This is a genomic window from Massilia sp. H6, from assembly GCF_024802625.1.
In the GTDB taxonomy this organism is placed as follows: domain Bacteria; phylum Pseudomonadota; class Gammaproteobacteria; order Burkholderiales; family Burkholderiaceae_D; genus Telluria.
In genome coordinates, this window is the sequence record NZ_CP103371.1 from 2379282 (window position 1) to 2399460 (window position 20179).

Sequence of the window (20179 nt, forward strand, 5' to 3'; positions counted from 1 at the left end):
ATTATCCGTGCCTGCAGTTGCTTGCCATATCGGCAATGTCGCCGTGCTCGTGTAAGAGCTTGCTTACAGGGATAATGTCGGGGAGGTACCGGGCACGGCGCCGGCGCGCAGGGCCGTGCGTAGGGCCCGCACCAGCTCAAGCCGGGCCGACGCTGTCAGATAACGTCCCACCTCGACCCGCTGCCTGCCGGATTCGATTACTACCAGGGTGCGCATGCGGTCATCGGCCAGGCTGATGCGAACGCGCGCAGGGTCCAGCCGCACCGCCGCGCAGCGCGCGCCATCGGCATGTTCGATGAGCAGGCTGCCCGGCTCCAGGCGGATCCGCTCGTGGTCGAGCGCGTGGCGGCAGTAATGCAGCAGTGCTGCGCCCAGCCCCGCGCTCTCGAGCAGGGCGAAGGCCAGCACCATCCAGGCCCCGCGCAGCGTCATCGCCAGCGCAATGCCGAGCGTGGCGCAGCACAGCAGGGCGTACACCAGCAAGGCCTGGCGCGGCGTCATCGAACAGTTGCGCTTCATGAGCCACTCGCGCGGAGCGGCTAAAGCGCCGGGGCAGGGGTCCGAACTCATCGTTTGCTGGGGCGTGCGTGAGAAGTGTCAGTTTGCCACAATCGGAAAAACCGCCACGCCCCGGCCGGCTATTGCGCCGCTTATCTGTTACCATACCGCCCCTTTATAGACGAAGGTTCTTATGGCGCTCGCTTGCGGCCTCGATTTCGGTACGTCGAATTCCACGGTCGGGTGGCTGCCCGGCAGCAGCCTGCAGCCGGGTGCCGGCCTGTCTGCGGCGCAATCGCTGCTGGTGCTCGAAGACGGCAAGGTGACCCTGCCATCGGTGGTGTTCTTCAACGCCGACGACGAGCAGGTCAGTTATGGACGGGCGGCGCTGGCCGACTACCTCGAAGGCTACGAAGGCCGCCTGATGCGCTCGCTAAAGAGCCTGCTCGGCACCAGCCTGATCGACGGCCAGACCGAGGTCGCGGGCCGTGCCTTGCCATTCAAGGCGCTGCTGGGCCAGTTCATCGGCGAGGTCAAGCAGCGCGCGCAGCAGCAGGCGGGGCGTGAATTCGACTGCGCCGTGTTCGGCCGCCCGGTCTTTTTCATCGACGACGACCTCGAAGCCGACCGCCGCGCCCAGGCTACGCTCGAAGAAGTGGCGCGCGCCGTCGGCTTTCGCGAGATTTCTTTCCAGTACGAGCCGATTGCCGCCGCCTTCGACTACGAGTCGCAGATCGACCGCGAAGAACTGGTGCTGATCGCCGACATCGGCGGCGGCACCTCCGACTTCTCGCTGGTACGCCTGGGCCCGCAGCGGGCGGGCCGGGTCGAGCGGCGCGACGATATCCTGGCCAATGGCGGTGTACACATCGGCGGTACCGATTTCGATAAATACCTGAGCCTGGCGAGCGTGATGCCGCTGCTTGGGCTTGGCAGCAGCATGCTCTCGGGCGCGGCCATTCCGTCGAGTTATTACTTTAATCTGGCCACCTGGCACACGATCAACCAGGCGTACACGCGCAAGAGCAGCGCGCAGCTGGCTGACCTGGTGCGCGAGGCGGCCGAACCGGCCAAGCTGGCGCGCCTGCAGCACCTGATCGACGAGCGCGCCGGCCATTGGCTGGCGATGCAGGTCGAGGCCGCCAAGATCGGCCTGTCGGACAGCCCGTCAGTCACGCTCGATCTCGACCGCCTGGCGCCGCCGCAGTCGCTGACAGTGCAGCGCGCCCAGTTCGAGCTGGCGATCGGGCCGATGGTCGACAGCATTGGCGCCACCGTGCTGCGCCTGTTTTCCGAGGCCGGGGTGGAGCCCGAGGCCGTCGATACGGTATTCTTCACGGGTGGCTCGAGCGGGGTCGGGCTGCTGCGCGAGCGCATCGCGGCGCTGGTGCCGGGCGCGCGCAAGGTCGAAGGCGACCTGTTCGGCAGCATCGGTGCCGGCCTGGCGCTCGACGCGCTGCGCAAATTTGGATAGGCAAAAAAGGAAACCATGAGTGTGTTTGAACGCCCGATTGTGATGCTCGACTTCGAGACCACCGGCTTGTCGCCCGAGATGGGCGACCGCATCACCGAAGTGGCCGCGCTGCGCATCGTCGGCGGCGAAATCCGCGAGCGCTACGTCTCGCTGGTGAACTGCGGCGTGCGCATCCCGTCGTTTATCACCTCGCTCACGGGTATCACCCAGCAGATGGTCGATACGGCGCCCTCGGCCGGGCGCGTGATGCCCGAGCTGCTCGACTTTATCGGTGGCGACATGCTGTCGGCCCACAATGCCAGCTTCGACGAGAAATTTTTAAAGGCCGAAGGCTGGCGCATCGGCCGGCCAACCGCCCATACCGGCCTGGTTTGCTCGCTCAAGCTGGCGCGCCGCCTGTACCCCGGACTGCCCAGCTACAAGCTCGGGAATTTGTCCGAGCGCCTCGGCATTGCCTTCCGCGGCAGCGCCCACCGGGCCGAAGCCGATGCCGAGGTGGCCGCCGAGGTGCTGCTGCACGCGGCGCGCCATCTCGGCCGCACTTGCGGGCTCGAGCGCGTGGCGCCCGACCTGCTGGTGTCGGTCAACAAGGTTGCCGCGGCCAAGGTGCCGGTGTTCCTGGATAAATACGCGCTGCTCGAGCGGCAGCGCCTCGAGCAGGCCCGCGCCGCCGCTTGAGCAATTGCGCGCTTAGAACCTATCCCAGTAGGTTATGAGTCGTTGCTGGCGCGCCTGACAGACGGGTGCTGCGTTGCTCGTCGTTGCATGGCTCGCCATGCGGCCTCCTCGCGCCTTGCCCGCGCCTGCCATGCATCGCCATCAACTTCCTCCTCCCTATTGGGATAGGTTCCTAGAACGCCGCGCGTACCCCCACCGTGATATTGCGCCCAGGCAGCGAGGCGACATCCTTGAGCACCGAGGTGGAGATCCGGATGTCCTCGTCGAGCAGGTTCTTGCCGATGATGAACCAGGTCAGGTCGACCTTGCGCAATCGCTGCACATACGCCAGGTTCGCATCGAGCTGGGTATAGGCCGGGGTCGGGGTCGACTCAAAAGCGGCCAGGCGCTCCTGCTTCAGGGCGCGCAGCAGTGACAGTCCGCCGCGCAGAGCGCCTGCCTTGTAGCCGATTTCCGCGCCCAGGCGCTTGGCGGGCTGGAGCGGAAGGCTGCCGGCATCGTCGAGCGAACCGCGCGACATGTCGCCGAACAGCCGCAGCGAGGTTCCCTCGTTGTGCAGGTTATAGCTGATCTCGGCTTCCGCGCCGCGAATCGTGGCATTTGCCTGGCGGAAGCTGCGCTCACGCAGCTCGTCACCCGGATTGCCCTCGTCGTCGAGCAGGGTATCGCTCACTTCGCCATAAATAAAGTCGCGCACGCGGTTCTGGAACAGGTTTGCCTGCCAGCGCACCAGGCCGGTCGTCTTGCGCAAGGACAGCTCGATATTGCGCGAGGTTTCTTTTTTGAAGTCCGGGTTGCCGATGTCGAAGGTCAAGGTCGATTCGTGCGGACCACCCGAATACAGCTCGTCGGCGGTCGGTGCACGCTGCGCGAACGAGGCCGTCAAGCCGGCGTTGTAGCCCGCAGCCACCGGAACAATCGCCCCGGCGGAATACGACAGCAGGTCGAAGTTGCGGCGGCGCGCGCCTTCGGGGTCGCGCTCGACGGTTTCGACACGCACGCCCGTGTTAACGCGTACCCGGCCAAATTCGCGCTCTTCGACCAGGAAGGCGGCGAAGGTGTCCGATACGGTCACCGGCACGGTTGCCGATTCGCCGCTGTCGGCGGACAGGCCGGAAAACCGGGCGTGCTCGGTCTGCACGCCAAAGCTGCCGGACCAGCCGGCCACCGGCTTGTGCTTGAGCTCCAGGCGGCTTTCCAGCGCGCGGTTGGAAAACACCGTTTCTGCCTCGCCCGCGTCGTTCAGTTCGACGTGGCCATAATCGTTATAGCCCAGCTTCAGGCGCAGCGTGTCGAAGCCCGGCAGCGGCGCGTCGAGCTGGCTGTCGATGTCGTAGCGGGTCTGGTCCAGGTCGATCTGCGCCCCTTCGCCACCAGGAATGCCGTATTTTTTCTTCAGTGAACTGACCGAGGCGCCCGCGTAGCCGCGCTCGCCAATGTAAGACGCGCCGGCCGCCAGGGTGTGCTGGCGCAGGGCCGAGTTGGGCAGGGTGTCGCCATCCGGAGCACCCGGCACGTGGTAATCCTTGGCCTTGCGCCCGCTGCCATCGACATGCAGCGCCGTCTTGCCAACCGATGCATCGCCCGAGAACGATACGGCGCGCCCATGGTCGACCGTGCTGTAGCGGGTTTCGACCACACCGCTGGGCACGTCATGGTGTTCGGTCGGGATGCGCTCGTTGACGACGTTGACCAAGCCGCCGATCGCCCCGGAGCCATACAGCAGCGCCGCCGGTCCGCGCAAAATCTCGATCTGGCGCGCGGTCGCCGGTTCGCCGGTTACCGCATGGTCGTTCGACAGGCCCGACAGGTCGGACACCGCCATGCCGTTTTCCAGCACCTTGACGCGGTTGCCTTCCAGCCCGCGAATGATCGGGCGCGATGCGCCGGCGCCAAATGCCGATGCCGACACCCCGAGCTCGCTGGACAGGGTCTCACCCAGCGAGCTGCCGAGCTTGCTGCGCAGTTCATGGCCGGCCAGGACCTTGGCCGGGGTCAGGATCTGGTCGCCTTCGGAAGCGCGAAATGGCGTGGCCGTGACGATCACGGTGGCAATCGGCTCAGCCGAGGTGGATTGGGCAAACGACAACGGGGCGAGAGCGCTCAAGACTGCGCTCGCCAGGAGGGTAGGCTGGACGTGCATGATTATTCCTGAAAAAAAAGAGAGGCAAACGCGCGCGCTAGGCGCAGGCGCGTCGAGAATTCAAGGCAATCAGGCGAACGGCGGAGCGCGGGAGTGAAACTGAATGGTGGGCGGTGCATCCCAAGAACGATAGGTGGCCAGCAAGACCAGCGCACGCCCGCCCGGCAAGAGCGCGGCGCTGCAGCCTGGCCGGTCCAGGGCCGGCGCCACCGTGGCGGCGTCGTAAGCCAGGCACGAATGCTGCAGCGCTTTCTGGTGGGTGTTAGCGCCAGTGCCAGCGCCGGCACTGGCTGGCGCCAGCACCGCTTGCGAGCGGTGCGCAACCCGGTGCGCCAAGCCTTGCCAGTGCGCGAAGACCATCGCCACCGTCAGGAGCAACACCAAGACCCAGCGGGTGGATCGCATGCGTGAAAGCAGAACAACCATCGATATCGTGTATGCCGGAAGGGCCTTGCCTGCACATTGCGGCATGGTAATTGAACCCAAAAGACTGAAGCCTTAAGACGCGCATTATAAGGCAGGCATGCCAAACCGTTGGATTGTTGCATCTCTCGAGTGCGGGGCGCACCGCTGGCCGGTCGTCACGATTGTGCCGACGCAAACCCGGCGCGCGCTGCCGTCTTAAAATTTTTACAACGACGGGTGTGCTGCTGTCCTTTGCTTTACCCGCGTGCCGAGTCACCGAGGTCGTTGCAGGGGGGGTATGGATGAATCGCCAGAACGCGCCGCGCGAAGGATACGAAGTCTTCCTGTGGTTTCATCCTGCCGCCGTGCGTGGCAACCCTTATGCGCAATACAACCTCGGCCTGCTCTATAAACAGGGCGAGGTCATCGAGCGCAACGATGGCCTCGCGCTCAAGTGGATGAAACGCGCAGCGCAGCAGGGCCTGGCGGCGGCGCAAAACCACCTCGGGGCCATGTATTGCAACGCACGCGGCGTCCGGCGCAGCGACGAGCTCGCAGCTTGGTGGTTCGGGCGTGCGGCCGCCCAGGGCGACGCCTCCGCCCAGCAGAACCTGGGCCTGCTCTACCGCAAGGGCCGCGGCGTACCGCAGTCGCACGACAGCGCCTTCGGCTGGTTCTACCGCGCCGCCGAGCAGGGGCTGGCCAGTGCCCAGAACGTGCTCGGCGAATGCTACCTGCGCGGCCTCGGGGTCGTGGCCAGCCATCCGCTGGCCATGGCCTGGTTTCGCAAGGCGGCGCGCCAGGGCCACGCCCCGGCCCAGCTCAACCTGGCGCTCATGTACCGCCGCGGCGACGGCATCGTCGCCGACGACGCGCAGGCGCTGTGCTGGTTTCGCCAGGCCGCTGCCCTGGGCGATCCGGTTGCCCAGCGCTATCTCGGGCTGGCCTATGCGCACGGCCAGGGCGTGCAGCCCGACCCCGAACGCGCCGTGGCCTGGCTCGAGCGTGCGGCGCTCAGGAACGATACCGACGCCCAATACGCGCTGGCCACGCTGCTGGCGGCCGGCCACGGCTCGGGCGACGACGAGCGCGCCCTGGCGTGGTTCGTGCGGGCCGCCGACCGCGGCCACGCCCAGGCGCAATACTGCGCCGGCGCCATGCTCGCCAGCGGCCGTGGCGCCCCTTGCGACCCCGGGCGCGCGTTCGCGTACTATGTGCGCGCCGCCGAGCAGGGCGCGGCCAACGCCCAGTTCAGCCTGGGCGTCATGTATGCCAAGGGCGAGGGCGTGCCACGCAACGAAGCGCGCGCCGCCGAGTGGTATCGGCGCGCGGCGCAGCAGGGCGACGCCAGCGCCCAGAACAACCTTGGCGTACTGTACGCCAACGGCCAGGGCGTGCCGCACGACGATACCCTGGCCGCCTACTGGTACCAGCAAGCGGCCGATCAGGGCCATGCGCTGGCCCAGTACAACCTCGGCGGCATGGTCAACAGCGGCCGCGGCGTCGAGCGCGATCCGCTGCGCGCCACTATGTGGATGCTGCTTGCCGCCGGCGCCGACAACTCCTCGCACCAGCCGCGCGACAGCGCGCCGGGCAAGCCCTGGGCCAGCGTCGGCGCATGGGGCAGGGTGCTGGCCGGACGGGTCCCGGGTGGGCGCCGCCAGCGCCGGCCCAGCCCCGGCCACTAGGGCCTTACATCGGCAGCGGAAGTGCGTTGCACGATCCGCCCCGGCCCGCCCACCCGTAGGCGAGCCCGAAAATTCGCGTTATGATGGCCGGCGGCGCCGAGTACGCTCCAAGCCGACCCCATGAATAACTCGAATGAGAAGCACATGACCCTGAGACACGCAACGCTCGTCACCCTGCTGGCCGCCGCATTCGTCGCCACCCCGGCGCTGGCGCACACCTGCCCCGCCAACGGGACCCCGCTGGATTACCCGGTGACCAAGACCTCTGGCCAGACCGACAATTATCATGGCACCACGGTGGCCGACCCCTATCGCTGGCTGGAAGACGCCAACAGCGCCGACACCAAGCAATGGGTCACCGCGCAGAACAAGCTGACCCAGGCCTACCTGGCCGAGATTCCGCAACGCGCGGCCATCCGCGCGCGCCTGACCAAGCTGTGGAATTACGAGCGCTTCAGCGTGCCTGGCAAGGAAGGCGGCCAGTATTTCTACACCCGCAACGACGGCTTGCAGAACCAGTCGGTCCTGTTCACCCAGAAAAGCCTGGGCGACACCCCGCGCGTGCTGCTCGACCCGAACACCCTGGCCGCCGACGGCACCGTTGCCCTGGCCGGCATCGAAGTGAGCCCCGACGGCAAGCTGCTGGCCTACAGCACCGCGGCCTCGGGTTCGGACTGGAACGAGATCCGGGTGCGCGACATCGCCACCGGCAAGGATCTGGAAGACCACATCAAGTTCGTCAAGTTCTCGAGCACGGCCTGGACCAAGGATGGCAAGGGCTTCTTCTACAGCCGCTACGACGAGCCGAAAGAGGCGACCAAGCTGGCCGACGTCAACTATTTCCAGAAACTGTATTTCCACCGCATCGGCACCCCGCAAAGTCTCGACACCCTGGTGTACGACCGTCCCGACCAGAAGGAATGGGGCTTCGGTGGCCAGACCACCGACGATGGCCGCTACCTGGTCATCACCACGACCAAGGGCACCGCGCCGAAATACCGCGTGTCGTACAAGGACCTGAGCAAACCCGATGCGAAAGTTGTCGACCTGATCGACAACTTCGACGCCGGCTATACCTTCATCGATAACATTGGCAGCGTGTTTTATTTCAGCACCGACCGCAATGCGCCGAAAAAACGCATCGTGGCGATCGACGTCACCAAGCCTGCCCCATCCAACTGGAAGGAAATCGTCGGCGAAAACGCCGATACCCTCGTTGGCGCCGACATCATCAACAACCAGCTGGTGCTCGAATACCTGAAAGACGCGCGCAGCGTAGTGCGCGTGCATGCGCTCGATGGCAAGCCGGTGCGCGAGATCGCCCTGCCTGGCATCGGCTCGGTAGGCGGCCTGGCGGGCAAGCGCGGCGACACCGAGACCTTCTACTCGTTTACCGGTTATACCACCCCGACCACGATCTATCGCCTGGACATGAAGACCGGCAAGAGCACCGTGTTCCGCCAGCCGAAGGTCGATTTCACGCCGGCCGATTATGAAACCCGCCAGCAGTTCTACACCAGCCGCGACGGCACCAAGGTGCCGATGTTCATCGTGTCGAAAAAAGGCCTGAAGCTCGACGGCTCGAACCCGACCTACCTGTACGGCTACGGCGGCTTCAATGTCGCGCTGACCCCGTCCTTCTCGCCGGCCAACCTGGCCTGGATGGAAATGGGTGGCGTCTACGTGGTGGCCAACCTGCGCGGCGGCGGCGAATATGGCGAAGCCTGGCACCAGGCCGGTACCAAGCTGCAGAAACAGAACGTGTTCGACGACTTTATCGGTGCGGCCGAATGGCTGATCGCCAACAAGGTGACCTCGCCCGAGAAACTGGCGATCGGCGGCGGCTCCAACGGCGGCCTGCTGGTGGGCGCGGCCATGACCCAGCGTCCGGAACTGTTCGGCGCGGCGATTCCCGCCGTGGGCGTCATGGACATGCTGCGCTTCCACAAGTTCACGATCGGCTGGGCCTGGACCTCGGACTACGGCTCCTCGGAAAACCCCGAAGAGTTCAAGGCCCTGGTCAAGTATTCGCCGCTGCACAACCTCAAGAAAGGCAGCTGCTATCCGGCCACCATGGTCACCACCGCCGACCACGACGACCGCGTGGTTCCCGCGCACAGCTTCAAGTACGCCGCGGCGGCCCAGGCCGCGCAAGGCGGGGCCGCCCCGATCCTGATCCGCATCGATACCAAGGCAGGGCATGGCGCGGGCAAGCCGACCACCAAGCTGATCGAAGAAGTGGCGGACCGCTGGGGCTTCCTGGCGCGCGAGCTGCGCGTTGGAGATGGCGAGAAAGCGGTGGGCGGTAATCACTAAATCGTCACGCTGAAATGAAATGGCCGCCTGGGAAACCTGGCGGCCGGCGGTGCTTTCATCGGTATGCGTATGGCAGCGCACCTAGATTGCCTCGCGCGCGCATTCAGATGCGCTTGCCTCCCGCTTGAGTGCGGGCTGGCTGCAGCCTGCGTGCCAGCTTCCTGAGGTTATCGGTGATGTGTTCGCGGGTCCGGGCAATCCGGGCCCAGCTCTCGTCGGGGCCCTGGTCTCGCGTGCTCAACGCGCCATATAGGCGCGCCAGCTCCTCGATGTCGGTCACGATGGCATCCAGCTCCGAGGGCTTGAGAGCGATACCCCTGGTCGCATCAGCATAGCCTTGCAGGATATTCTCGAAGGCGGCTTGGCCGCCCGGGCCGTCGTCCCCGAGTATCCCGGTGATCAGGGTTTCCACCAGCAAGGCCTTTGCCCTGAGTAGCGCCGCGGCGGCGTTGCCTGACTGGCCGGTATCGGCGTCGTGCGCACATAGCCGCGCGAAGGTGATCGCCGGACCTTGCGCCTCTGGAGTAGTGTGGAGGCCCGCGAGAGCCTCCAGCGCGAGCCTGCTCAGGGCCAGTTGGGGAGCGAAATGCCCCAGTGCCGGACTGCCTTCGGCTACCTTGTAGGCGTCGGTAGCGTGCCTGAGTTCCTCTTCCATCTGGTCCTGTATCCAAGTGGCTTGCTCGATCCGCCGACCGCAAGGGGCCAGCAAATGACGTGCGTGCACGCTGGCCTTGCGGCGGTGGATCCTGCCGCGCAGCGCCTGGCGCTGGCACTTCGGCGGGGCCGTCGCAGGAACGGCCAGCCCGGCAGTGGCTGGCGGCTGGTCCGGGCCGGCGCGCCCCAGGCACCGCTCCCCGGCGTCGACGCTGGACAGGCGATCGAGTGCCACTAGTCGTAACAGTGCCCGCTCGAGCAGTAACCCGCTTTCTTCCAGGTCCTGTTGAAGCTTTATTTGGTCCACCTCTTCGCCGTTTTCGCGGGTGAGCGCGCGCTCGGCGCACTGTTCCCCGTATTGGGCTTCGACTTCCGCCAATTGTTCGATGTTGCGGACCGACACTTGTCCGAACTTGTCTTCCAGCTGTACAGCGCGCAGGAACGCATCGTAGGCCTGCCTGATCTGGTTCAGCTCGCGCCTGGTGGCCCCTATGGCAGCATGCAGTTCCGGGCGCTCCAGCCATTTGGGCTGGCAGCGCTTGGTTAACAGCAGTTCGAGTTGCTTTGTGATCAGGGCACTGTCTTTGTCGGCAAATGCCTCGCGCCGGTGCGAGAGGCGAACCCGCAAATCGCTTAAGGCATCCAGCATTTCTTCCAGGCTCACGAATTGGGTTTCCTTGACCGGTCCGTCGGCATTGTCGGTGCCGGCTTCCGCCATCCAGCCGGGGTCACCGTAGGCCTGGAAGGCGCCCCAGGTAAGGTCGGCCCGGTTTTCATCCCAAACGGTCTTTCGCGCGGCCTTGACTGCCTCCCCGAACTGCTTGCGTTGACCCAGCAGTTGCTCGTAGAACGTAGTGCCGAACATTCGCGCAAGGGCGTCGTCGACCGCCCAGCCGGCCACCAATACGCAGCGCACACCGATCTCGATGAGCTCGCGTGCGATGCTGGCGGCCAGGCGGTTGCTCTGCCGTCCACCGTCGAACTGGCCGCTGTGGCAGGAATTCAGGAAGACTAGTTCAGGTACCACCTCCATGGCGGCCACTTCAGCCGCGGTGATCAAGAGGCCGTCCGACAACACGACGCCGCTGCGGAAGCGGCCGTCCTTGTGCTTGATGTTGTACACACCGTGACCGGAGACATGCAGAATGCGCCATGGCTGGCGGTACAGTGCCGCCAGTACGTGAGTGGCGTCGGTGGGCTCGCCCCTGCCGCCGTCGACACGGGGGCCATGGCGCTCGGACGAACGCGCCAGCGCCGTGGCCTGCGTTTGCGCCGCGGAGTCGGACTGTGCATGCGCGCCGACGTCTCCGATCTCGCCAATTAGGCCTTCGACCTCGTAACCGTGCTTGGTCAGCACCTGTTGGATCGTGCTGGCCTCGTCGCGTGCGCCACGTAACGGGGCAAGGCTGCCGTTCGTACGGGAATTGCCTCCGCTATCGGCAAAAGCTGTGCGGAAACCTCGCACCGACGGGTTGCCGATGACCAGCGCGCTGTAGGCGATCGCCTGCACTACCTGCGGCCGGTAGCGCAGGGCGGAGAGCTGACGAACCACGGAAGCGCGTACTGCCAGCGGCGTTTGCTCGTGGTCAAGGTCGTTGCCACCGTCTGGGGCGCTGTCCGCCAGCATCAGTTCCCACGGCAGGTTGGCCGTATAGCCGTCAACCACCAGCACCAGGCGGTCGAGCTGGCGCACAGCATCCTTGAAGTCGTGGGGCACCATCAGCTGGAATAGCATACGGCCGAAATCAGGATTCCATTTGTGGCTGTCGATCTGCTGCCGTACCAGTGTTTCGATCAGGCTCGGTTGACGCTGCTGCACCGTGGTCTCGGCGCGCGCCCGGGAGCCGATATACATGAAGCGCAGCCGGTCGGCGATCGGTGCTTCCTTCTGTCCGGTCGGTATCGGCAGCGGCTCGGCAAACGCGTGCTCCTCGGCATGGCTGGCATCGGTGATGATGATGCGGGGCCAATAGCTGGCTTCGGTGGTGTCATGCAGACGCTGTCGCACGCCTTCGCCGCTCACGAGTTCGTCACATACGCTGAGTTCGGTATGCTGTTTGTAAGCGATTTGCTTCAGCCTGTCGCGTAGATCGCGCAGGGCATAAACGGCGGCGATGGCCGTATCAAGGTAGAGCTCGACGATATTGAGTACGCCAATCCGGATGTTCAGCCCGGTCCGCTCGTGGAAGCGCTCGTTAGCGGACATGACGCCGCGCACCAGCGCCTCGACCGACGAGGCGACCGACAGGTTGGCGGACGAATTGAAGCCCAGCAGCAAAGATGAGAGTTCCAGCTGGCGCTCATCCTTGCCGAGCACGTCCATGACTTGAAGGAGGAAGCGCAGGGCGCCGACGCGCACTGCCTCGGTAAGCTCGGAAGCGCTAAGCGTGCCGTCGTAGCGCCCCAGCCCGGCGACCACGGCACCGCTCAGGCGGCCGCCGGGTTTGCTCGAGCTGGCGTCGCGCAGCACGACGGTTGCGCTACCGCGCGCGCCGGCATACGCGCCCAGGTTGTAACGCCTGCTCAGGTCGCCATCCAGCAGCTCGCGGTCGATCTGCGCCTCTGCGCCGGAGATCGGATCCTGTTCGTAGTGCCCCACCATGATAGGGCTGGACACGAAGCGCAGGTCCATTGCCCGCACGGTCACATCCAGTCGGCGTAGCGGTCCGGCCGGCACCCGGCTTCGCAATGAGCCGCCGACCAGGCAGCGCTGCACTGCCTCCGTATCGGCGGCGGTCGGCGGGGCAGCGTCGTAGAGGACCGTGCCGCTCATGTCCGCGGGGCGCGTCGGCGGCTCGTGTGCTAGCAGACGCGTTGTCCCGGTTTTGAGCAGTTCCAGGATGGCCGGAAAATGCTCCTGCGTGGCCAGCAAGTCGCCATGGCGCGCCGGCATAAAGTAGTAACTATCGATCCAGGGCAGGCGCCCGGATTCCCACGTGACGATGCCGTCGCCGGCTGCCGTGCCGAGCAGGCCCGCCTGCGCCTCGGCGATCCCGCATGGCGTGCTCTGCGCAACGCCGAAGACGTAGATCGTCTTCGGTTCGGCGCCACTTGGCAAAGGCGTTTCGCCACGCTGCTCAAGCTGGGCGTCATGCGCGGCCAGCCACCCGGCTTCGGACAGCAAGGCCTGATTCGGCACGGCACCGCAGTTCTCACCGAACCAGCGGTCGGAGAACAGCTCAGACAATTTCCGCCAATAAGCTTCGTTGTAGTAGTTGCGATCGCTTGCGCCAGGGGCGATATCGAACGCGTCGGCAAAGTCGCGCGTAGGAAGCATTGAAAGCATGCCAGGGAAAGCAGCGAAGGTCGACAGCAGGTCGTGGAAATTGGTGCTCCTGAACTGTTGCCGCCAGAGCGAGCGCAAGCCATCGCCCTTGCCCAGCAGATCGGCCACCACGGCATGTGTGCCGCGGTTGGCAGTGCCGAGCATCACGATCCGCGCGCCGTCGCGCCGCATCAGTACCTCCAAGATCCGCTGTTCGGAGGCATGGGTGCAGGCTCGCACCAGCAGGCCGCCCATCCCGTGTGCGATCAGCCTTACCGGCTCCGGGGTATCGCGAAAACGTTCGAGAAAGCTGGCCAGCCGTTCGCCCAGTTTCCTCAGTGGCTGGCGCCAGTCGTAGGGGAAGGTGAACACTTGGTGGGTTGGGACAAGCTCAGCGCACAGTTTCGCGTACAGGACGTCGATCACCTCGGTTGCCTCGACGTTGCGTCCGTTCAGTGCGAGCAGTTCCAGTCCCCTGTCGCCCGGGACCGGTGGATACCACAGCTGCGTATGTTTCTCTTTCAGGTGCGAAGCCATCATGTCGGGCAAGACCACCACTATCGGCAGGCGCGCCGTACCGCCATTACCACGCCGTTTGGCGACTTCCAATTCCTTGGTAATGGCTTCGCGCCCCGGAATCGCGATAAAACGATCCAGCTTGGTGGGATCGCGGCTGATCAGCCAGTCTCGCAGCGCCAGGCGGCTGGAGCTGTTGCTGCAATAGCGGAAGTGGGAAACGTGGGCCCCGCGTTCGAACAATACCCTGGCCTTGGCCTGGGGCGCGATACCGGCCAGCATGGCGGGGGTGTCGACAACGAGGTCATTGTCCTGCTTGTCGAACAGGACGAAATCTGTGAGCGCCACGCGCAGGCGGCTGAGCATGTCACCACCATCGACGTCGCCGGCAATCACAGCCATCTGGATGTCCGGTTTGACCAGCGCCTCGGACAGGAACTGGGCCAGGGGCGAATCCGGCAGCATGGCCTCGATGCCGGGTACCAGGTGCGGGTCGGTGCGGCGCTTGGCGATTTCGATGACTGCACGACGGAATATCCGATATAACACGCTGGTGTACAGGAAGGGGACGGCATGCAGAAGTGTTAGCAAGCCCGACAGGAAAACATCAAAGTTTCCACTGGCCAATAGAGTACCGTTGGCCGGGCTTGCGATGCGGGCATACCTGCGGATGACGAGTTTGCGCTCACGTAATTCCCCGGCAAGCTTCAGCAGCAGTTCCCGCTGCTCGCCATAGGCGTCTTCGAGCCCGCGCAGGATGTCTCTGCGCTGCTTGGCGTCGCGCGTGCCGGGCGAGTGGAATGGATACCTATAATGCTCGATCTGGGCGCCGAAGTCGGCGAGGCACAGCAGGTCGGCAACCAGTCCCCCACGGGAGTGCGACACCAGAGAAATGTGGGCGCCGTGGGGCAGGGATTGGACCAGTTCGAGTGCGTTTTCGATCGGACTTTGCGACAGGGTTCGGTGTTCGAACCCATAGATATGGTCCCCATAATGCCCGCAGAGGTCGTTCCAAAGCTCTGGTTCGGCCGTCCGCAGATGACCGAAGCTGCCGAGGGTGCTTGAGCCGGTTCCATGCACGAAGACGAGTAGTTCAGCATCCGGCGGCGGTTGATCACCGGGTGTGGTGAGGATCACGCTGGCGAGCTCGTCGACATCGTCCGCCTGGTATTTCCAACGGCACAAGCCGTGGTAGGTCTGGCGCCCCTCGATGGCTGCCATCAGTGCCTTGGTGCCGAGCCAGGAGATGCCGTCCTGCGCCAAGTCGATACCTTGCAACAAGGTGTCCTCGATGCTATCCGGCACCGCGATCAGGCTGATCTTGGAGATGACCCCCTTTAACATGGCCAAGGCACCGCGATGCCTGCCGGTGTCCGGCCCCAGCTTGTCGAGATCGGACAGAGTGCTGTTCCGAGACTGGCTCGCGCCGGCACGATCCAGTGCCTCCTTCAGCCGGCTGGGGTTAGCAACGAGTGTGCCGCCGTCGGCCAGCTCGAGGACGACGATCTGGCCGGGCTCGACTTGCAGGGAGATCCGTGTCGCTTCCGTATCGCGGGTGGCGGGGCTGACATCGATGACGTCCAACACCACCAAGCCAGGGGGCAGAAGGTCGTCATCTGCGTCCTGGGCCGTGGGGGCAGCGCCTGGATCCGGTGTCGCGGTTCGCCGCGGTCCGGTACGCAGGAAGGCGGCGGGCATAGGCTTTGAGTCGAGCCTGCGTCCTGTAATCGTCAAGCTTATCGGGCGGTCGACAGCACTATCGGACATGGCAAACTCCTCGGGCTGAATCATGCGGTGACGAGCGGCAGGTCAACGGCCCACTCACCTTTGGATGCCCGGCCGCGACCGCATGGCAGTAGTCGATAGCAGCGCAGTCAGGCGATTTGTTACAGGCAGCGGATCAAACGTGAGGGTTTCTTGGAGAGGGTGGCAATTCAGTTATTATGGTTGTCGGAATGACACTGCTATGCAAGTTAAGATTAGCGGCATCGCAAAAGGTTCACGCCCGACTGCGTGAGGCGAACCGGCGGTGCTGGAGAAAACCGACGCGTCGGAGCCATCCTCGGATTTCTCCGCATTGTCCGGTACGTCTTCGGCGTTGTCACCCGGCGGGCAACGAGGCCGTCCCGATGGTCAGCGTTGCACAACCACCAGCAGCGCCTTCGCCTCCGCCTTGCCGGCATTCCTGATCACATGATCATGGTCGGCCGGATACCTGGCCGTTCCGCCATGCTTGATCTTGCGTTTTTCAAGCCCTACCTCGAGCTCGATCGCGCCGCTCAATACCGTCAGGTGCTCGCTGGTGCCCGGATCGTGCGCCTGCGATTTGAGCTCGCCGCCGGGCGCCAGCGTCAGTTCGTACCATTCGTACTTGCCCGCCAGGTCCATCGGGCCCAGAATGCGCAAGGAGTAGCCGGCGTGGGCGCCAGGCAGGGTCGGGGTTTCGTGGGCGTCCACCACGCGGATCAGGTCCACGCTGCGCACCTCGGACGACAGCAGCTCGCCGATCTGCACGCCCAGCGCATTGGCCAGGCGCCAGGTGATGGCGATGGTCGGATTGGCTTTCTCGCGCTCGATCTGCGACAGCATCGACTTGGACACCCCCGCGATCCGCGACAGGTCTTCGAGCGTCAAGCCGCGCGCCAGGCGCATGCGCTGCAGCGTGGCACCGACTTCCGGCGGGGCGTTATTGGTGATGGTTTTCGTCATTGCGGTCGTTGTCACTATCTTGCTCGCTGCGGCTTGCCAAGGTGTTTAGCTAGGGGTAATATTCGATATATCGAATTTTAGTTCGACATACAGAACTCGGTTCGTTGAATCGAACGAATCCAACGGTACAACACCGCCAGCCGCCGGTCAAGCCGGCATTGGCCAAACCAGACTACCAGGGAGTGGGACACATGAGCGACCAAGCATTCTATAGCGGCCTTCAGACCAAACTCGAGGCGCTGCGCGACGACGGCCTGTTCAAGCCAGAGCGCGTGCTGGCATCGCGCCAGGGCGCGCAAGTGATCGCGCAGGATGGCCGCACGCTCATCAACATGTGCGCCAATAACTACCTGGGACTGTCAGGCGACCCGGAGACCCAGAAGGCGGCAGCCGCTGCCCTCGAGAAGTATGGCTATGGTTTATCGTCGGTGCGCTTCATCTGCGGCACCCAGACCGTGCACAAGGAACTCGAAGCCAGGCTCTCGACCTTCTTGGGCACCGAAGACACGATCCTGTACGCGGCGGCCTTCGATGCCAACGGCGGCTTGTTCGAACCGCTGTTCGACGAGAACGATGCCATCATCTCGGACGCGCTGAACCACGCCTCGATCATCGACGGCGTGCGTCTGTGCAAGGCCGCGCGCTACCGCTACGCCAACAACGACATGGCCGACCTGGAACAGCAGCTGATTGCCGCCGTCGATGCCGGCAAGCGCCACAAGATCATCGTCACCGATGGCGTGTTCTCGATGGACGGCACCATCGCCCAGCTCGACAAGATCGTCGAACTGGCGCAGAAATACGGCGCGCTGACCATGATCGACGAGTCGCATGCATCTGGCTTCATGGGCGCGACCGGACGCGGCACCCACGAACACTGCGGCGTGATCGGCAAGATTGACATCATCACCGGCACCCTGGGCAAGGCCCTGGGCGGCGCCATGGGCGGCTTTACCTCCGGCCGCAAGGAAGTCATCGAGACCCTGCGCCAGAAGTCGCGGCCCTACCTGTTCTCGAACACGCTGGCCCCGATGATCGCCGGCGCCAGCCTGGCGGTGCTGGACCGCATCTCGGCCTCGACCGCGCTGCGCGACCGCCTGATGGACAACACCGCCTACTTCCGCCAAGAGATCGAGCGCATCGGCTTTACCATCAAGCCGGGCACCCACCCGGTGGTGCCGGTGATGCTGTTCGACGCGCCGGTTGCGCAGAAATTCGCGGCCCGCATGTTCGAGCTGGGCGTGCTGCTGTCGGGCTTCTTTTATCCGGTGGTGCCGATGGGCCAGGCGCGCGTGCGCGTGCAACTGTCGGCCGCGCATACCCGCGAGCAGCTCGACACCGTGCTGGCCGCCTTCGAGCAGGCCGGCCGCGAACTCGGCATCCTCAAGAACACTTAAATAGAGCAACAGAACGGACACCACATGGAACGCATCCTCATCATCGGCGCAAACGGCCAAATCGGCAGCGAACTGGTCACGGCATTGGCGCTGCAACACGGCCAGGACAACGTGATCGCCTCGGACATCGGCAGCAACAACGTGTATGGCGCCGCGCGCTATGTGCAGCTGGACGTGATGGACAAGGACCGAATGGCCAGCCTGATCGCTGCCGAGGGTGTGACCCAGGTCTACCAGCTCGCCGCGCTGCTGTCGGCCACCGGCGAGAAAGCGCCGCTCAAGGCCTGGTCGCTGAACATGGACGGCTTGCTCAACATCCTTGAAATAGCGCGCGAACGTGGCGAGGCCGGCAAGCCGCTGAAGGTCTTCTGGCCGTCGTCGATCGCCGCCTTTGGCCCGAACACCCCGTTTGACCATACCCCGCAATACACGGTGATGGACCCGACCACGATCTACGGCATCAGCAAGCTGGCCGGCGAGCGTCTGTGCGAGTACTACCACAGCAAGTATGGCGTCGATGTGCGCTCGATCCGCTATCCGGGCATCATCAGCTACAAGTCGCCTCCGGGCGGCGGCACCACCGACTATGCGATCGCCATCTTCCACGCCGCGCTCAAGGGCGAGACCTACGAATGCTTCCTGGGACCGGACACGACCCTGCCGATGATCTACATGCCCGACGCGATCCGCGCTACCATCGAGCTGATGGATGCCGCGCCCGAGCAAGTGCTGATCCGCTCGTCGTACAACGTGGCCGGCGTGTCGTTCAACCCGCGCGAACTGGCGCTCGCCATCCAGCAGGCACTGCCAGAATTCCAGGTCGCCTATCAACCGGACAGCCGCCAGGCGATCGCCGATTCGTGGCCCCGGAGCCTGGACGACAGCCGCGCGAGTGCCGACTGGGGCTGGAAGGCCCGTATCGGCATCGAAGAAATGGTTGCCAGCATGCTCGAGAACATCGACGTCGGCATCACGGCCTAGGCGTCGTCGCCGCCGCCGCACTTCCATCACCACCATCACCACTACAATAATCGAGACAAACAGATGGACATGAGTGTATTTGATCTGTTCAAGATCGGGATTGGCCCGTCGAGCTCCCATACGGTGGGCCCGATGGTGGCGGCGCGCCGCTTTTTGCTCGAATGCGGTCCGCTCGATGCGGCGGTCGGCGTCGAAGCACACCTGTACGGTTCACTCGCGCTGACCGGCGTCGGCCACGCGACCGACAAGGCGGTGATCCTGGGCCTGATGGGCGAGACACCGCAGGACATCGATCCGGATTCGGTCGAGGACAAGCTGGCCGAGGCCGAACTCGACGGCGTGATCCGGCTGCTCGGCGCGAAAGAGGTGCCGTTCACCCAGAAAGCCAACCTGGTCTGGCACAAGGCCTCGACCCTGCCCGAGCACCCGAACGGCATGCGCTTCGTGCTGCAGCTGGCCGATGGCAGCCTGATCGAACGAATCTATTATTCGGTTGGCGGCGGCTTCATTACCGCGGCCGGCGAAAGCCAGGCGCGCGCGGAGCAGCCGCCGAAGGCCGACATTCCCTATCCGTTTGCGACCATGGAGCAGCTGTTGGCGCTGGGCCAGCAGCACGGCCTGGCGATCCCGCACATGCTGCGCGCAAACGAACTGGCGCGCATGAGCGAAGCCGAGCTCGATGCGGGCCTGGACCGGATCTGGGCCGTGATGCGCGACTGTATCGCCCACGGCCTGGTGACCGAAGGCCAGCTGCCTGGCGGCCTGAACGTCAAGCGGCGCGCGGCCAAGCTGTGGAAGGCGGCGCATTGCGACCTGGGTAACCGCATCAACGAATTGCCGCACGATTCGACCCACCAGGTGACGCTGTACGCGATGGCCGTCAACGAAGAAAACGCCGCCGGCGGCCGGGTCGTCACCGCGCCCACCAACGGCGCGGCCGGCATCATTCCGGCGGTGGTGCGGTATTACGCCGAAGACTGCTGCCCGAGCGACGCGGCGGCCGGCATCCGCGTGTTCTTGCTGACCGCCGCCGCGATCGGCATGCTGTGCAAGAAGAATGCCTCGATCTCGGGCGCCGAAGTGGGCTGCCAGGGCGAAGTCGGCGTCGCGTGCGCGATGGCCGCGGCCGGCCTGGTGGCGGCGCTGGGCGGCTCCAACGAACGCATCGAGAATGCGGCCGAAATCGGTATCGAGCACCACCTCGGCATGACCTGCGACCCGATCGGCGGGCTGGTGCAGATCCCCTGCATCGAGCGCAACGGCATGGGCGCGATCAAGGCGATCACCGCCGCCTCGCTGGCCCTGAAAGGCGACGGCACCCACTTCGTCAGCCTGGACAACGTGATCGAGACCATGCGCCAGACCGGGGCCGACATGCAGGTGAAATACAAGGAAACCTCGTTGGGCGGGCTGGCGGTGCATGTCATCACCGTCAACCACGCCGCCTGCTAGGAC

Annotated in this window: 12 protein-coding genes; 7 read left to right on the top strand and 5 right to left on the bottom strand. The window is 64.8% G+C overall.

Annotation, left to right across the window (positions count from 1 at the left end; all coding sequences use genetic code 11):
* Nucleotides 1-63: 63 nt before the first annotated feature.
* Entirely contained in the window at nucleotides 64-519 is a 456-nt protein-coding gene (locus NRS07_RS10640) for a DUF2244 domain-containing protein (protein ID WP_259206266.1), read from the bottom strand.
* A 172-nt stretch (nucleotides 520-691) separates the two neighbouring features.
* On the opposite strand from NRS07_RS10640, the gene NRS07_RS10645 reads away from it, so the two are divergent.
* The gene (locus NRS07_RS10645; protein ID WP_259206268.1) at nucleotides 692-1972 is read left to right on the top strand and encodes an Hsp70 family protein; all 1281 of its coding nucleotides are present in this window, start codon (nucleotides 692-694) and stop codon (nucleotides 1970-1972) included.
* A gap of 15 nt (nucleotides 1973-1987) precedes the next feature.
* On the top strand, nucleotides 1988-2650 hold the full coding sequence (locus NRS07_RS10650) for a PolC-type DNA polymerase III (RefSeq protein WP_259206270.1): 663 nt from the start codon (nucleotides 1988-1990) through the stop codon (nucleotides 2648-2650).
* A gap of 172 nt (nucleotides 2651-2822) precedes the next feature.
* On the opposite strand, the gene NRS07_RS10655 is transcribed toward NRS07_RS10650, so the two are convergent.
* Both NRS07_RS10655 and NRS07_RS10660 read right to left on the bottom strand, forming a co-directional pair.
* On the bottom strand, nucleotides 2823-4793 hold the full coding sequence (locus NRS07_RS10655; protein WP_259206285.1) for a TonB-dependent receptor: 1971 nt from the start codon (nucleotides 4791-4793) through the stop codon (nucleotides 2823-2825).
* Nucleotides 4794-4862: 69 nt separating this feature from the next.
* The gene (locus tag NRS07_RS10660) at nucleotides 4863-5198 is read right to left on the bottom strand and encodes a hypothetical protein (protein WP_259206288.1); all 336 of its coding nucleotides are present in this window, start codon (nucleotides 5196-5198) and stop codon (nucleotides 4863-4865) included.
* 302 nt (nucleotides 5199-5500) lie between these two features.
* On the opposite strand from NRS07_RS10660, the gene NRS07_RS10665 reads away from it, so the two are divergent.
* Nucleotides 5501-6886 carry an SEL1-like repeat protein gene (locus NRS07_RS10665; RefSeq protein ID WP_259206291.1) on the top strand — a complete coding sequence of 462 codons (1386 nt, stop codon included), beginning with the start codon at nucleotides 5501-5503 and terminating at the stop codon, nucleotides 6884-6886.
* Nucleotides 6887-7030: 144 nt separating this feature from the next.
* Nucleotides 7031-9202, top strand: coding sequence for a prolyl oligopeptidase family protein (locus tag NRS07_RS10670; protein WP_259206293.1), 2172 nt, complete (start codon nucleotides 7031-7033; stop codon nucleotides 9200-9202).
* Nucleotides 9203-9305: 103 nt separating this feature from the next.
* Here NRS07_RS10670 and NRS07_RS10675 read toward each other — a convergent pair whose 3' ends face one another.
* Nucleotides 9306-15404, bottom strand: coding sequence for a CHAT domain-containing protein (locus NRS07_RS10675; protein ID WP_259206296.1), 6099 nt, complete (start codon nucleotides 15402-15404; stop codon nucleotides 9306-9308).
* A gap of 366 nt (nucleotides 15405-15770) precedes the next feature.
* The gene (locus NRS07_RS10680) at nucleotides 15771-16346 is read right to left on the bottom strand and encodes a helix-turn-helix domain-containing protein (protein ID WP_259206298.1); all 576 of its coding nucleotides are present in this window, start codon (nucleotides 16344-16346) and stop codon (nucleotides 15771-15773) included.
* Between the two features lie 191 nt (nucleotides 16347-16537).
* On the opposite strand from NRS07_RS10680, the gene kbl reads away from it, so the two are divergent.
* The 3 genes from kbl to NRS07_RS10695 all read left to right on the top strand — a co-directional run bounded on the left by kbl (nucleotide 16538) and on the right by NRS07_RS10695 (nucleotide 20176).
* Entirely contained in the window at nucleotides 16538-17743 is a 1206-nt protein-coding gene (kbl, locus tag NRS07_RS10685; protein ID WP_259206300.1) for a glycine C-acetyltransferase, read from the top strand.
* A gap of 24 nt (nucleotides 17744-17767) precedes the next feature.
* Nucleotides 17768-18724, top strand: a complete 957-nt coding sequence (locus NRS07_RS10690; RefSeq protein ID WP_259206303.1) for an NAD-dependent epimerase/dehydratase family protein — start codon at nucleotides 17768-17770, stop codon at nucleotides 18722-18724.
* Between the two features lie 63 nt (nucleotides 18725-18787).
* A complete protein-coding gene (locus tag NRS07_RS10695) occupies nucleotides 18788-20176 on the top strand; it encodes an L-serine ammonia-lyase (RefSeq protein ID WP_259206318.1) in 1389 nt (462 codons plus the stop codon).
* The last annotated feature ends 3 nt before the right edge of the window (nucleotides 20177-20179 follow it).